Here is a 12,971-nt window from a genome sequence, read left to right as displayed (position 1 = left end):
CGGCGCTTCCACCCACCTGCCACGGATAGCCGCCGCCATCCGCCAGGGTCGATGCCGTCGCCGCCACACGGGCAACCGGCTCAGGAGTGCAGGCGGTAATTGGGCGCTTCCTTGGTGATCTGGATGTCGTGTGGGTGCGCCTCGGTGACGCCCGCCGTGGTCACGCGCACGAACTCCGCCTTGTGCCTCACATCCTCCACCGCGGCCGCGCCGAGATAGCCCATCGACGCCCGCAAGCCGCCCACCAGCTGGTGGATGATGTTCCGCAGCGGGCCGCGATAAGGCACGCGACCCTCGATGCCTTCGGGCACCAGCTTGTCGGCGTTGTCGATATCGTCCTGGAAGTAGCGGTCGCGCGAGCCGTGCTGCATGGCGGCGATCGAGCCCATGCCGCGATAGGTCTTGTACGAGCGGCCCTGGAACAATTCGATCTCCCCAGGTGATTCGTCCGTGCCGGCAAACATCGAGCCGAGCATGACGCTGGACGCGCCGGCAGCCAACGCCTTGGCTATATCGCCCGAATAGCGGATGCCGCCATCGGCGATCAGCGGAATCTCGTCCTTGAGCACGGTGGCGACCATATCGATCGCGGAGATCTGCGGCACGCCGACGCCGGCAACCACGCGCGTGGTGCAGATGGAGCCGGGGCCGACGCCCACCTTGACCGCGTCCACGCCCGCGTCGCGCAGCGCACGCGCGGCATCGCCGGTGACGATGTTGCCGGCAATGAGCTGCACCTGCGGATAGTGCTTTTTCACCCATGCGGCACGGTCGATCACCCCTTGTGAATGCCCATGCGCGGTGTCGACCACGAGGACATCGACGCCAGCCTCGACCAGCATTGCCACGCGCTGCTCGGTATCACCACCGACCCCGACTGCCGCGCCGACCAGCAGGGTGTCGTGTTCGTCCTTCGCCGCATGTGGGTTGTCGCGGGCCTTCTGGATGTCCTTGACCGTGATCAGCCCACGCAGCTGGAACGCGTCATTGACCACCAGCACCTTCTCGATGCGATGTTTGTGCAGCAACACCAGCACATCATCCTGGCTCGCCCCCTCGCGCACCGTGATGAGCTTGTCCTTGCGCGTCATGATGTTGCGCACCGGGTCGTCGTGCTTGCGCTCGAAGCGCATGTCGCGGCTGGTGACGATGCCGACCAGCTGTTCGCCCTCCACCACCGGCACGCCGGAAATATTGTGCGCGTGGGTCAGGCGCAGGACCTCGCTGATCGAGGTATCAGGGCCCACGGTGATGGGGCTGCGGATCACTCCAGCCTCGAATTTCTTCACCAGCCGGACTTCGGCGGCCTGCTGCTCCGGGGTCATGTTCTTGTGGATGATGCCGATGCCGCCGCACTGGGCCATGGTCACCGCCAGGCGGGCCTCGGTCACGGTGTCCATGGCTGCCGACACGATCGGCACGTTCAGGCGCAGGCCGCGCGTCAATCGCGAGGAAGTGTCCACGTCACGTGGCAGAACCTGCGAATGCGCGGGAAGCAGATACACATCGTCGTAGGTGAGTGCCTCGGCGAGAATGCGCATACACGGATGTCCTACTGCAAAGCGCGATTATACGCGGGCAGCCGTACCCTCGCCAGGCATTGGCGCTGACTCAGTCGGCCGCATCCCGCGCATCGCTGGCGCACGCCGCCTCCAGCGTGTTCTCCATCAGCGTGGCCACGGTCATGGGGCCAACGCCGCCCGGCACCGGGGTGATCCAGCTCGCGCGCTCGACCGCGCCAGCAAAGTCGACATCGCCCACCAGGTGCCCGTCGGCGAGCCGGTTGATGCCGATGTCGATGACCACGGCGCCGGGCTTGATCCAGTCGCCCTGCACCAGGCCCGGCCGGCCGACCGCGACGATCACGATGTCCGCCTGGCGCACGTAACCAGGGAGATCGCGGGTGAAGCGGTGGCATGCGGTCGTCGTGCAGCCGGCAATCATCAGCTCCAGCACCAGCGGCCGGCCGACATGGTTGGATACGCCAATCATCACCGCGTGCTGTCCGCGCACCGGCCGATCCGTGTGCCCGAGCAGGGTCATGACCCCCTTCGGCGTGCACGGTCGCAAGCCAAAGCGGCGCAAAACCAGGCGGCCGACGTTGACGGCGTGGAATCCGTCCACGTCCTTGCGCGGATCGATGCGATCGACCAGGGCGTCCTCGTCGATGTGCGCTGGCAAGGGGGACTGCACCAGCATGCCGTGCACGGCGGGATCGGCATTGAGCCGATCGATCAGGGCAAACAGCTCGGCCTGCGAGACCGCAGCCGGCAAGTCGTAATCGAAGGAGCGGAACCCAACCTGCTGGCAGGCCTTGCGCTTGTTGCGCACGTACACCGAAGAGGCCGCGTCGTCCCCGACCAGCACGACCGCCAGGCCGGGCGGCGCCAGACCCCGCGCGACGCGGCTGTCGACGCCCACGCGGACGCGCTCGAGCAGCTCGTGCGCTATGCGTTTGCCATCGAGGATGCGGGCGCTCATGATGGGTCTGCCTGGGTGCGGAGCCGACCATTATCGAAGCTGCGCGCCGACGGTACAAACGCTGGCGGATCGCCCGGTTTCGCCGTGTCGGAGCGACGATTCATCGCGTGCGCTTGATCAAGCGGGTGACCCGGCGCCTGGCCTGCTGCGCCTGTTCCTTGCTCAGCACCTTCTTGCGTCCGGCAAACGGGTTTTCGCCCTCGCGGAACACGATGCGCACCGGCGTGCCCTCGAGCCTGTAGCGGCTGCGGAAGAAGTTCTCCAGGTAACGCTGGTAGGCGGCGGCAATATGCCGGGTGCGCGTACCGTGGATGACGATCGTCGGCGGGTTGCTCCCGCCCGGATGGGCAAAGCGCAGGCGCGGCGCATGTCCTTGCACCAGTGGCGGCTGATAGGCTGCGTAGGCCTGCTCCAGCGTCCTGGTCAGGTCCGAGCTGACCAGTTCGCGGGTCGCCGCGGCATGCGCGCGGACCACGGCACGCATCAATTCGCGCAAGCCCGAACCATGCAGCGCCGACAGCGGGATCTGCTTGGCCCAAGGCACGAAGCCCAGCCGCCGATCCAGCTCGCGGGTGCATGCCTCACGCTGCTGCCGGTCCAGGCCGTCCCACTTGTTGATGGCGATCACCAGGGCGCGGCCGGCCTCCAGCACCTGTCCAATGAGGCTCAGGTCCTGCTCGGCCAGGTTCTCGCGCGCATCGATCATCACCACGACCACTTGGGCTGCGGCAATCGACTGCAGGGTCTTGATGACGCTGAACTTCTCCACGGCCTCAGCGGCCCGGGTCTTGCGCCGGATGCCAGCGGTGTCGATCAGGGTGTAGCGACGGCCATCGCGCTCGAGGCTGACTTCGATCGGGTCGCGCGTGGTGCCGGCGACGTCGGACACAACCAGGCGCTCCTCGCCAAGCAGCCGGTTGATCAGCGTCGACTTGCCCGCATTCGGCCGGCCGACAATGGCCACCCGGATGCTGTCATCCTCGGCCTCGGTGGCAAGGGCATCGGTGCCCGTTGGCGGCAGGGCCTGTTGCAGCGATGCAAGCAGCTCCGCAGTTCCACGATTGTGGGCTGTGGCCAGGGCGACCATGTTACGCATGCCGAAGGCCGAGAACTCGGCGAGCGCATGATCCTGGTCCACGCCGTCAATCTTGTTCACGGCCACGATGACCGGCTTGCCGCTGCGGCGCAGTTCACCGAGGATGGCATGGTCCTGCGGCAACGGGCCATCGCGCGCATCCACCACGAACACCAGCACCTGCGCCTCGTCGATGGCGACACGCACTTGCCTGGCGGTAAGTGCGTCCATGGCCTCATCGAGCCCGGACAGGCCGCCTGTGTCAACCACCAGGAACGGCTGCTCGCCCAGGCGACAGGTGCCGTAATGGCGGTCGCGGGTCACCCCGGGCACGTCGGCCACCAGCGCATCGCGGCTGCGCGTCAGCACGTTGAACAAGGTCGACTTGCCAACGTTCGGACGACCAACGAGTGCAACGACGCTCAACATGCTGGGCCAGCCCGGCTGAAGTGGGATTGCAAGTGCCGGGACATTTTGCCGGCAATGCCTTGAAAACGCCCGCCACGGGCGCCGGTACAGGCTACATGGCCACGGCAGCCGGCGCCGGCCCGGGCCGGCGCACCCTCGTCGATGCGTGCGCCAGTCTCAGCGCGGGGCGAGGCGAAACGCCCCGATGCGGCCTTCCACGTCCTCGACGTAGACCACGTCGCCGACCACCAGGGGTTGCGCGCGGATGGCATGCTTGGAAAAGCGCTCACGCGCGGCCAGCGCGCCGTCGCCAATCTGCAGCCAGTGCAGATAGCCTTCCGCATCACCGACCACGACGTACTTGCCCTGCACTTCCGGCGCGGTCAACCAGCGGTACTTGAGTGCGGCGTTCTTCCAGATGTCGGCGCCGCCCTCCTTGCCGAAGGCCCATACCTGGGACTGGTCGTCCACCGCGAAGACCGCTTTGTCGTCGGCTGCCAACGAGACGTAAGTCGAGAACGGATGCCCCCACAACGGGCGCCCGCTTGGTCCATCCACCGCGATCAGGTTGCCATGGTAGGCCGCCGCGTACAGCGTCTTGTCCTGCAGCAGGATCGCGCCATCCGCGTCATCCAGGCGATCGATCTCGGTGCGCCCTTCGCCGCTGGCCAGCTTCTGCTCCCACAGCTTGCTGCCATTGTCCTGGCGCAAGGCGATGATCTTGCCGTCATCGGTGCCCATGAACACCACGCCGTTGGCCACCAGCAGTGAACCATTGCCACGCAGGCTGAGCACCGGCACCTCGGTCTGGTCATAGACCCAGCGCTGGTCGCCGTTGGCGGCATTGAGCCCGTAGACGCGGCTGTCCTGGGTACGCACCACGACCAGATCGCCGACGATGCTCGGCACGGCCAGCACCGACGCGCTCAAGGTGACATCCCAGCGCCGGTTGCCGTTCTTGGCATCCACCCCGTAGACATGGCCGTCCAAGGTACCCACCACCAGCAGGTCGCCAGCCACGGCCGGCCCGCCGGCATAGAACGCGTCTGTCCGCTTCTTGTCGCCCCAGCCAAACCAGCCATGCGTGCGCGAACTCTTGGACCAGAGTTTCTTGCCGTCGGTCACGTCGAATGCGGCCAGCGTGCCGTCGGTACTGTCGGCATACAGCACGCCATCGACCACGGTGGGCCGCAGCCGGACACCACTCTTGCCGGCGCCGCCACCCACGCTGGCGCGCCACAGCCGGGTGACCCCGACGCTGGGCTGGAAGTCCTTGGCCAGCGGTGTCGGCGGCTGCACGTTCTCCTTCTTGAAGGAATGGCAACCACCGAGCACCAAGCCAAGCGTGGCGAGCAGCACCACAGCCAAGGTGGATTTTGCCGACGTCCGACTCATGCTTCGGGTTTCCCGGGCTGCGCTGATTCCCCGGGTACCGCCAAGTCATCCAGTTTCATCTTCAGTGCACCGCGTTCGGGAGCATCCGCAGCGAGCGCGGACATGGCGGCCGTATAGGCCTTGCGCGCGTCATCGGCGCGTCCCAGCTTGACCAGGGCGTCTCCCCGAAGTTCCTGCACCAGGCCGACGAAACCTCCTGCCGGGACCGCATCGAGCGTGGTCAGCGCGGTCTTGCCATCGCCGCGCGCCAGCTCGACCCGGGCCAGGCGAATCTGCAGCAGGGACTTCAAGGGTTTGTCGCCCACATGCTCGATCGCCCACTGCAGGGAGCTGCCCGCCTTGGCGAGATCGCCAGCACCGGACTGCTCGCGCGCCAGGTCGCTGGCGGCAAATACCGCATAGGTGGACTTGGGATATTGCGTCATGAGCTCGCCAGCCACGCGGGTGACCATATCGGCCTGATTGGACGCCAGGGCATTCTGGACTTGCTGGTACAACCCGGCGGCTGCGGTTTCCGTGCGCACCTGATGCGCACGCCATTGCTGCCAGCCAAAGATGCCGACCAGGCCGATGACGATGCCGATGACGATGGACAGCCCGTTCTCGCGCAACCATTTGACCACGCGCTCGTTCTGTTCGTAGTCGTCGTAAACCTCGAATGCCATGCTGTCACCTTTCGGGAAAACCGGATGGGCCGCAACCCACCAACGTTTGAACTGCGGTGGTTTGACCGCTTGGTCCGCCCAAGCCTGCCGACCAATGGACATGCCTGCCCGGCAGCGGATGCGCAGCGGGCAAGCATAACCGAAATGCAGGAATCGACGCGCTAGCGCAGCGTCTCAGCGGACCGCCACGCTGGCCTTGCCGTCGTCAATCTGCACGCGCAGGCGTGCAACGTTGCTGTTGCGCGCATCGGCCAACGCCACCGGACTTCCATCCAGACTCAAGTTGGCGCCACTGACGTTGCCGATCAGCACGTCGACCGGCTGGTCGGTGTAATAGGTCTTGCTGCTGCCCGCAGGCAGCAAACCGTATTCCAATCGCGCGCCGTCGCTGCCGACCACTTCGACCCAGCTTGGCGCACTCAGGGTCAGGTTCAGGCGATGGTCGCCCTCAGGCGTCTGCGCAGGCTGGGCACTGGCCGCGGCCTCCGGCACCGTGTCGTAGCCCAGGTTCGGGAACGGTGCCATCGATGCCATCAGCGGCTGCTCGTTCACCATCGGCACCACTACGCCGGGTGTGTTCAGGCGCAACGAGGTCACCGTGGGGACAGCCCGGGTGGCAACCTCCTGCTGCGCCACGGGCGCCGCATCGAGCGGCGCCAGGTTACTGAGGTCGCGATTCAGCGTGCCGTGCACGCCAAGCCAGATCATCGGCACCACGATCACCGCGGTCAGCACGACATAGGTCGCGGCCGTGGCATAACGGTCGAGCAGGAAGCGTGAACGCGACACGCCTCCCGTGACGACCAGCGGCACCTCGGCATGTCGAGTCTGCTCGAGTTCCCGCTCGATGGCTGCCGCGTCCACTCCGAGGTAGGCGCCGTAGCTGCGCAGGTAGCTGACAAGGTAGACCCGCGAGTCCATACCCTCGTACGCATCTGCTTCCAATTGGCGCAACACGCGCGCGGGCAAATGCAGCGCACTCGCGCAAGCATCCAGATCCTGGCCGCGCGCTTCTCGCGCCGCACGCAATCGCGCACCGAAACTCTCGGGCATGGCCGCATCTTTGCGCTCGTCCTGCACGGGCGGCGCCATTTCCGGCGACGATGCACCGGTCTCCGGGCTGACGGCTGGCAACAGCCCGGCGTCGTGTCCATACATGTCTTGGTTCACGTTTGTCATCGACTGGCAGTATTGTTGATGGCTTGCGCCTGTTCCGAATCCGGGAACAGTTCGTGCAAGCGCTTGGCATAAGTCGCGGCACCTTCATGGTGTCCGAGTCGGGACTCGATATCGTAACCGAGCTTGAGCATGGCGGGAGTCGGCTGATTGAGCGCATCGAGCCGCTGCATGAACGCGCTGGCGCCGAAGGCATTATTGTTGGCGTACAGCATCCGCGCCAACTGGAACAAGGCCTCCACATTGTCCGGGTTGCGTTCCAGCGCGCGACGGAAGTCGGCCTCCGCCGCCGCTTCCGATCCGCCCTTCAACTGGCAGACCCCGGCGTTGGACAAGGCCACGTCCGGCGTCGCGTAGAATGGATCGGCGATGGCCTTTTCGAAGTAGCCCTGGGCTTCCTGGAACTTGCCGACGCTGCACAGGAACTGGCCAAAATTGTTGTTCGGGCCGCCCTTGTCCGGCTCCAGGGCCACAGCCCGACGATAATGCTCTTCGGCCTTCGCCGGCTCCTTTATGCGCTCATAGAGCACGCCCAGGACGGTATGTGCCGGCGCGTAGTTGGGATCGAATTTCAGCGCCAGCTGCAATTTCTCCAGCGCCGTCTGCAAGTCGCCCTGGGCCATATAGTGCTGGCCGAGCTCAGTGTGTACACGCGCCGCGTCCTGGGCCTTCTGCGCACTGCTGGTCGCCGGCAGGTTCTTGGCCAACGTGTCCGAACCCGAGTGGGTCGTGACGCATCCGGCCAGCGAGCTGGCCAGCAGCAAGGGCAAGAGACGGTCACAGCGCATGCACGGCACCCTCCGCCTGGCGCTGGCTGCGCAGCGTGGCACTGCGCCGCGTGCGATCGACGACCTGGCCGGCAAGTTGGCCACAGGCCGCATCGATATCGTCACCCCGCGTGCGCCGCAGCATGGTCAATACTCCGGCATTGATCAGCACGGCCTGAAACGCCTCGATCATGCTTGCCGGCGAACGCTTGAACTGTGTCCCCGGGAATGGGTTGAACGGGATCAGGTTGACCTTGCAGGTCGGGAAGGCGCGCATCAACTTGATCAGCTCGCGCGCATGCACCGGCTGGTCGTTGATGCCATCCATCAAGGTATATTCAAAGGTGATCGAGGTCCGCGGCTTGCGCGCAATCCAGCGGGTGCACGCGGCGAGCAATTCGGTGAGCGGATAGCGCTTGTTGATCGGCATCAACTCGGTACGCAACGTGTCATTGGCGGCATGCAGGGAAACCGCCAGCGAGACGTCGATCTCGGCCGAGAGCTTGTCGATCAGCGGCACCAGGCCGGCCGTGGACAAGGTCACCCGTTTTGCCGCCAGGCCGAAGCCCAGGTCATCGCGCATCAGGCGCATGGCGATCAGTACGTTGTCGAAATTCGCCAGCGGCTCGCCCATGCCCATCATCACGACGTTGGTGATGCGCCGGTTCTGGTGCGTCGCTTCGCCGAGATATTTGGCCGCGACCCAGACCTGGCCGATGATCTCGGCCGGCGACAGGTTACGGTTGAACCCCTGCGCCCCGGTGGAACAGAAGCGGCAGTTCAGCGCGCAGCCGATCTGCGACGACACGCACAAGGTACCGCGCGTGGGCTCGGGGATGTACACGGTCTCGATTGCATTGCCGTGATCCATGCCCAGCAGCCACTTGCGCGTGCCGTCGGTCGCCACCTTGTCCAGCAAGGTGGCCGGCGGGCCGATGCGGCAAACCTCAGCCAGTTTGGCGCGCAGGGCCTTGCCCACGTCGGTCATGTTCGCGAAGTCGTCTTCCAGGCCGTGGTAAATCCACTTCATGACCTGCTCGGCGCGGTAGGGCTTCTCGCCGAGTTCCTGGAAAAAATTGCGCAGGCCCGCCCGATCGAGATCAAGCAGGTTGATCTTCGCGGTCGCATCGGATGGAATGGCGGATACCTGATTCATCTTCTTGTTGACCGGCGCCCCACGCTCCAGGTCGTTGTTGTTGCGGTCATGGACCGGGTGTACGGCTCACCTCGCAAGCACCTCGGTCGCCGCGAAGAAATAGGCGATTTCCGTGGCTGCGGTTTCCGGCCCGTCGGAGCCATGCACGGCATTGGCGTCGATGGATTCGGCAAAATCGGCGCGGATCGTCCCTGGCGCCGCTTCCTTCGGGTTCGTCGCGCCCATCAGCTCCCGATGCCGGGCGATCGCATTGTCGCCCTCGAGCACCTGGACCATGACCGGCCCGGAGATCATGAACTCGACCAGCGGCTTGAAGAACGGGCGCTCGCGGTGCACGGCGTAGAACCCCTCGGCCTCGCGGCGCGACAACTGCCGCATGCGCGCGGCAACCACCTTCAGGCTAGCCTTCTCGAAACGGGAATAGATCTCACCGATGACATTCTTGGCCACGGCATCGGGTTTGATGATGGACAGCGTGCGCTCCAGCGCCATGCAGGTTGCTCCAAAGAATTAGTGGTCATGTCGGCGCGGATTGCCCCGACTAAAGGGTGCGGCAACAGAACCCGACGCAAATCGGGCACTTGCTTCACAAGACGTTGACGGATTCTAACCCATCTGAATCCCATGTGTTTTGTGCGTCAACGCATGGTTTGACGCACTCGGAAGCCGCCGCGTATGATCAAACGATCGTTTGAATCGCTTTCGTGCGGAGTGCCCACCCAACATGCCCACCACGGTAGCTACCAAGGATCGGATCCTGCGGGCGGCCGAAGAGCTGTTTGCACGGCGCGGCTTTGATGGCGCCTCGCTGCGCGAGCTCACCTCGGCTGCCGGTGTAAATCTTGCCGCGGTCAACTACCACTTCGGCTGCAAGGAAAAGCTGATCGAGAAGGTACTGCGGCGACGCCTGGACGTGCTCAACGCCCAGCGCATGGCCGCGCTGGACAAGGTCGAGGGCCGGCCCGACATCACACTGGATCGGGTGTTGGACGCTTACATCCGCCCGGCGCTCGAAATCTCCTATGACGTTGGCGGCGAACTCTTCATGCGCATGCTGGCCCGTGCATTTGCCGAGCGTGACGAACGCCTCCGCGAACTACTGTCCCAAAACTATGGCCACGTGATGCGCCGCTTCGCCGCCGAGTTCGCACGCCTGCTGCCCCATCTGGACAAGGTGGAACTGTACTGGCGGATGGACCTGGTCACCGGCGCGCTGACCCTGGCCATGTCCGGCTTCGGCATGATCCAGCGCGCCGAAAACGTCAGCGAACAGGCGCATCACGAGCAAACCACCCAACATTTGATTCGTTTTGCGGCTGCCGGACTGGGCCAACGCGGAGCTTGCCCGCCATACCCGCCAATGACGACCGCGTTCGCAACATCCGGAGAAAACACATGACCACAGCGTCGCGACCTACCTCCACACTGCGCATCCGCAAGGCCGCCGTACTCGGAGCCGGCGTCATGGGCGCCCAGATCGCCGCCCAGCTCACGAACGCCGGCGTGGAAACCGTGTTGTTCGACCTGCCTGCCAAGGATGGCCCGAAGAGCGGCATCGCGCTCAAGGCCATTGCCAACCTGCAAAAGCTCTCGCCGGCGCCACTGGCGGAAACCAGCCTGGGCGGCGCCATCTTTCCGGCCAACTACGACGACGACCTGGAGCAGTTGCACGGCGTGGACCTGGTGATCGAGGCGATCGCCGAACGCATGGATTGGAAGCTCGATCTGTTCCGCAAGATCGCCGGCCATCTCTCGCCGGCCGCGATCATTGCGTCCAACACCTCAGGCCTCTCTGTCAACACCCTGGCCGAGGCGCTGCCGGAGGAGATGCGCCATCGTTTCAGCGGTGTGCACTTCTTCAATCCGCCGCGCTACATGCACCTGGTCGAGTTGATCCCGACCCGGCTCACCGACCCGGCCGTCATTGAAGGCCTGGAAGCGTTCCTGACCACGATTGTCGGCAAGGGCGTGGTGATCGCCAAGGACACGCCAAACTTCATCGGCAACCGCATTGGCGTGTTCTCGCTCCTTTCAACGATGCACCACACCGACCAGTTCAAGCTCGGCTTCGACACGGTCGACGCGCTGACCGGCCCGGCGATTGGCCGCCCGAAGAGCGCGACCTACCGTACCGCCGACGTGGTCGGACTGGACACCATGGCCCACGTCATCACGACGATGGCGGAGACCTTGCCGGATGATCCGTGGCATGCGTACTTCAAGAGCCCGGCCTGGCTCACTGCCCTGATCGAGAAAGGCGCGCTGGGGCAGAAGACCGGCGCCGGCTTCTACCGCAAAGTCAAGAAGGACATCCTGGTGCTTGACCTCGCGAAGCAAGATTACGTCCCGGCTGAGCAGAAAGCCTCGGATGCAGTCGCGCAAATCCTCGCCATCAAGGATCCAGCCGAGAAGTTCGGCAAGCTGCGGGCTTCCGCCGATCCGCAGGCACAATTCCTGTGGGCCATCTTCCGTGACCTGTTCCATTACGCCGCCTACCACCTGGCCGACATCGCCGATACCGCGCGCGACGTGGACCTCGCCATCCGCTGGGGCTACGGCTGGAAGCTCGGCCCCTTCGAGACCTGGCAGGCCGCTGGCTGGCGGCAGGTCGCGCAGTGGATCAAGGAAGACATCGAGGCTGGCAAAGCCATGAGCGAGGTGCCGCTGCCGGCGTGGGTCGCCGATGGCCGCGAGGGCGTGCACGGCAAGCAGGGTTCGTGGTCCGCCGCCGATGGCAAGCACAAGGCGCGTTCGCAGCATCCGGTCTACCGGCGCCAACTGTTCCCCGACCCGATCCTGGGCGAACGCCACGACCGCGGCGCCACCGTGTGGGAAAACGACGGCATCCGCCTGTGGACGCTGGGCGACGATGGCATCGGCATCGTCTCATTCAAGACCAAGATGCACACGGTCAACGACCATGTGCTCGACGGCATCCAGCACGCGATTGGTATCGCCGAACAACAGCTCAAGGCGCTGGTGATCTGGCAGACCGGTGAACCGTTCTCTGCCGGCGCCGACCTCAAAGGCGCGCTGGGCCTGCTGCAAACCAACCGCTACGACGATTTCGAGCAGATGGTCGCGAACTTCCAGCGCACCAGCATGCGCATCAAGTACTCGCTGGTGCCAGTAGTCGCCGCGGTGCGTGGCCTGGCCCTGGGCGGCGGCTGCGAATTCCAGATGCACTCGGCGCGCACCGTGGCCGCGCTGGAAAGCTATATCGGCCTGGTCGAGGCCGGTGTCGGCCTGCTGCCCGCGGGCGGGGGTCTGCACGAGCTGGCGATCCGCGCTGCCCACGCGAATCCGACCGACCCCTTCGAGGCTTTGAAGAAGGTGTTCGAGACCGTCGCCATGGCCAAGGTTTCAGCGAGCGCGCTGGACGCCAGGCGGCTTGGCCTGCTGCGCGACAGCGACGTCGTGGTGGCCAACGTCGACGAGCTGCTGTACGTGGCCAGGCAGGTCGCCGGCACCCTGGCCGAAACCGGCTATCGCCCGCCGCTGCCCGCCCGCGCCATCCCGGTCGCCGGCGACGTCGGCACGGCCACGTTCAAGGCGACCCTGGTCAACATGCTGGCCGGCCGTTTCATTTCCGAGCATGACATGGACATCGCCACGCGCATCGCCGACACCTTGTGTGGCGGCGTGATCGAACGCGGCTCGCTGGTCGACGAGACCTGGCTGCTCGACCTGGAGCGCAAGCACTTCGTCGCGCTTGCCAGGACCCAGAAGACGCAGGCGCGCATTGCCCACACCATGGCCACCGGCAAGCCCTTGCGCAACTGACCCTCCTGTCACCTGGAATGATGAACAACCAAGACGCGTCGCCGCTCCCAGCGCGACGCCACGGA

At 65.2% G+C, this 12,971-nt stretch carries 11 protein-coding genes; 2 read left to right on the top strand and 9 right to left on the bottom strand.

The features are described 5' to 3' along the window. Window positions 1-80 precede the first annotated feature (80 nt). The 9 genes from guaB to ndk all read right to left on the bottom strand — a co-directional run bounded on the left by guaB (window position 81) and on the right by ndk (window position 9,615). Entirely contained in the window at window positions 81-1,541 is a 1,461-nt protein-coding gene (guaB, locus tag AC3WJB_RS09460; protein ID WP_492680928.1) for an IMP dehydrogenase, read from the bottom strand. Window positions 1,542-1,611: 70 nt separating this feature from the next. Further along, window positions 1,612-2,481 carry a bifunctional methylenetetrahydrofolate dehydrogenase/methenyltetrahydrofolate cyclohydrolase FolD gene (gene folD, locus AC3WJB_RS09455; RefSeq protein WP_492680926.1) on the bottom strand — a complete coding sequence of 290 codons (870 nt, stop codon included), beginning with the start codon at window positions 2,479-2,481 and terminating at the stop codon, window positions 1,612-1,614. Window positions 2,482-2,581: 100 nt separating this feature from the next. Beyond that, complete coding sequence (der, locus tag AC3WJB_RS09450) at window positions 2,582-3,985, bottom strand: ribosome biogenesis GTPase Der (RefSeq protein WP_492680924.1); 1,404 nt, start codon at window positions 3,983-3,985, stop codon at window positions 2,582-2,584. 156 nt (window positions 3,986-4,141) lie between these two features. Continuing rightward, window positions 4,142-5,359 carry an outer membrane protein assembly factor BamB gene (bamB, locus tag AC3WJB_RS09445; protein ID WP_492680922.1) on the bottom strand — a complete coding sequence of 406 codons (1,218 nt, stop codon included), beginning with the start codon at window positions 5,357-5,359 and terminating at the stop codon, window positions 4,142-4,144. Continuing rightward, entirely contained in the window at window positions 5,356-6,024 is a 669-nt protein-coding gene (locus AC3WJB_RS09440; RefSeq protein ID WP_492680920.1) for a YfgM family protein, read from the bottom strand. The genes bamB and AC3WJB_RS09440 overlap by 4 nt, the downstream gene beginning before the upstream one ends. Before the next feature lie 174 nt (window positions 6,025-6,198). After that, window positions 6,199-7,194, bottom strand: coding sequence for a helix-turn-helix domain-containing protein (locus AC3WJB_RS09435; RefSeq protein WP_492680918.1), 996 nt, complete (start codon window positions 7,192-7,194; stop codon window positions 6,199-6,201). 5 nt (window positions 7,195-7,199) lie between these two features. Continuing rightward, window positions 7,200-7,988 carry a type IV pilus biogenesis/stability protein PilW gene (pilW, locus tag AC3WJB_RS09430; RefSeq protein WP_492680916.1) on the bottom strand — a complete coding sequence of 263 codons (789 nt, stop codon included), beginning with the start codon at window positions 7,986-7,988 and terminating at the stop codon, window positions 7,200-7,202. Continuing rightward, the gene (gene rlmN, locus AC3WJB_RS09425; protein WP_492680914.1) at window positions 7,978-9,123 is read right to left on the bottom strand and encodes a dual-specificity RNA methyltransferase RlmN; all 1,146 of its coding nucleotides are present in this window, start codon (window positions 9,121-9,123) and stop codon (window positions 7,978-7,980) included. Before rlmN ends, pilW begins: the two co-directional genes overlap by 11 nt. 66 nt (window positions 9,124-9,189) lie before the next feature. Beyond that, on the bottom strand, window positions 9,190-9,615 hold the full coding sequence (gene ndk, locus AC3WJB_RS09420) for a nucleoside-diphosphate kinase (protein ID WP_492680912.1): 426 nt from the start codon (window positions 9,613-9,615) through the stop codon (window positions 9,190-9,192). Between the two features lie 232 nt (window positions 9,616-9,847). On the opposite strand from ndk, the gene AC3WJB_RS09415 reads away from it, so the two are divergent. Together AC3WJB_RS09415 and AC3WJB_RS09410 are read left to right on the top strand one after the other, a co-directional pair. Continuing rightward, a complete protein-coding gene (locus AC3WJB_RS09415; RefSeq protein WP_492680910.1) occupies window positions 9,848-10,522 on the top strand; it encodes a TetR/AcrR family transcriptional regulator in 675 nt (224 codons plus the stop codon). Beyond that, the gene (locus AC3WJB_RS09410; protein WP_492680908.1) at window positions 10,519-12,906 is read left to right on the top strand and encodes a 3-hydroxyacyl-CoA dehydrogenase/enoyl-CoA hydratase family protein; all 2,388 of its coding nucleotides are present in this window, start codon (window positions 10,519-10,521) and stop codon (window positions 12,904-12,906) included. Before AC3WJB_RS09415 ends, AC3WJB_RS09410 begins: the two co-directional genes overlap by 4 nt. Window positions 12,907-12,971: the final 65 nt, after the last annotated feature.

This window comes from Rhodanobacter sp. FW510-R10 (assembly GCF_058781105.1).
The sequence above is the reverse complement of the archived record's forward strand: the minus strand, read 5'-3'. Positions and strand labels throughout refer to the sequence as shown.

Coding starts and splice junctions, on each gene's coding strand:
- ndk (WP_492680912.1), bottom strand. CDS start 9,615: ATGGCGCTGGAGCGCACGCTGTCCATCATCAAACCCGATGCCGTGGCC.
- AC3WJB_RS09415 (WP_492680910.1), top strand. CDS start 9,848: ATGCCCACCACGGTAGCTACCAAGGATCGGATCCTGCGGGCGGCCGAA.
- rlmN (WP_492680914.1), bottom strand. CDS start 9,123: ATGAATCAGGTATCCGCCATTCCATCCGATGCGACCGCGAAGATCAAC.
- AC3WJB_RS09410 (WP_492680908.1), top strand. CDS start 10,519: ATGACCACAGCGTCGCGACCTACCTCCACACTGCGCATCCGCAAGGCC.
- folD (WP_492680926.1), bottom strand. CDS start 2,481: ATGAGCGCCCGCATCCTCGATGGCAAACGCATAGCGCACGAGCTGCTC.
- guaB (WP_492680928.1), bottom strand. CDS start 1,541: ATGCGCATTCTCGCCGAGGCACTCACCTACGACGATGTGTATCTGCTT.
- der (WP_492680924.1), bottom strand. CDS start 3,985: ATGTTGAGCGTCGTTGCACTCGTTGGTCGTCCGAACGTTGGCAAGTCG.
- AC3WJB_RS09440 (WP_492680920.1), bottom strand. CDS start 6,024: ATGGCATTCGAGGTTTACGACGACTACGAACAGAACGAGCGCGTGGTC.
- bamB (WP_492680922.1), bottom strand. CDS start 5,359: ATGAGTCGGACGTCGGCAAAATCCACCTTGGCTGTGGTGCTGCTCGCC.
- pilW (WP_492680916.1), bottom strand. CDS start 7,988: ATGCGCTGTGACCGTCTCTTGCCCTTGCTGCTGGCCAGCTCGCTGGCC.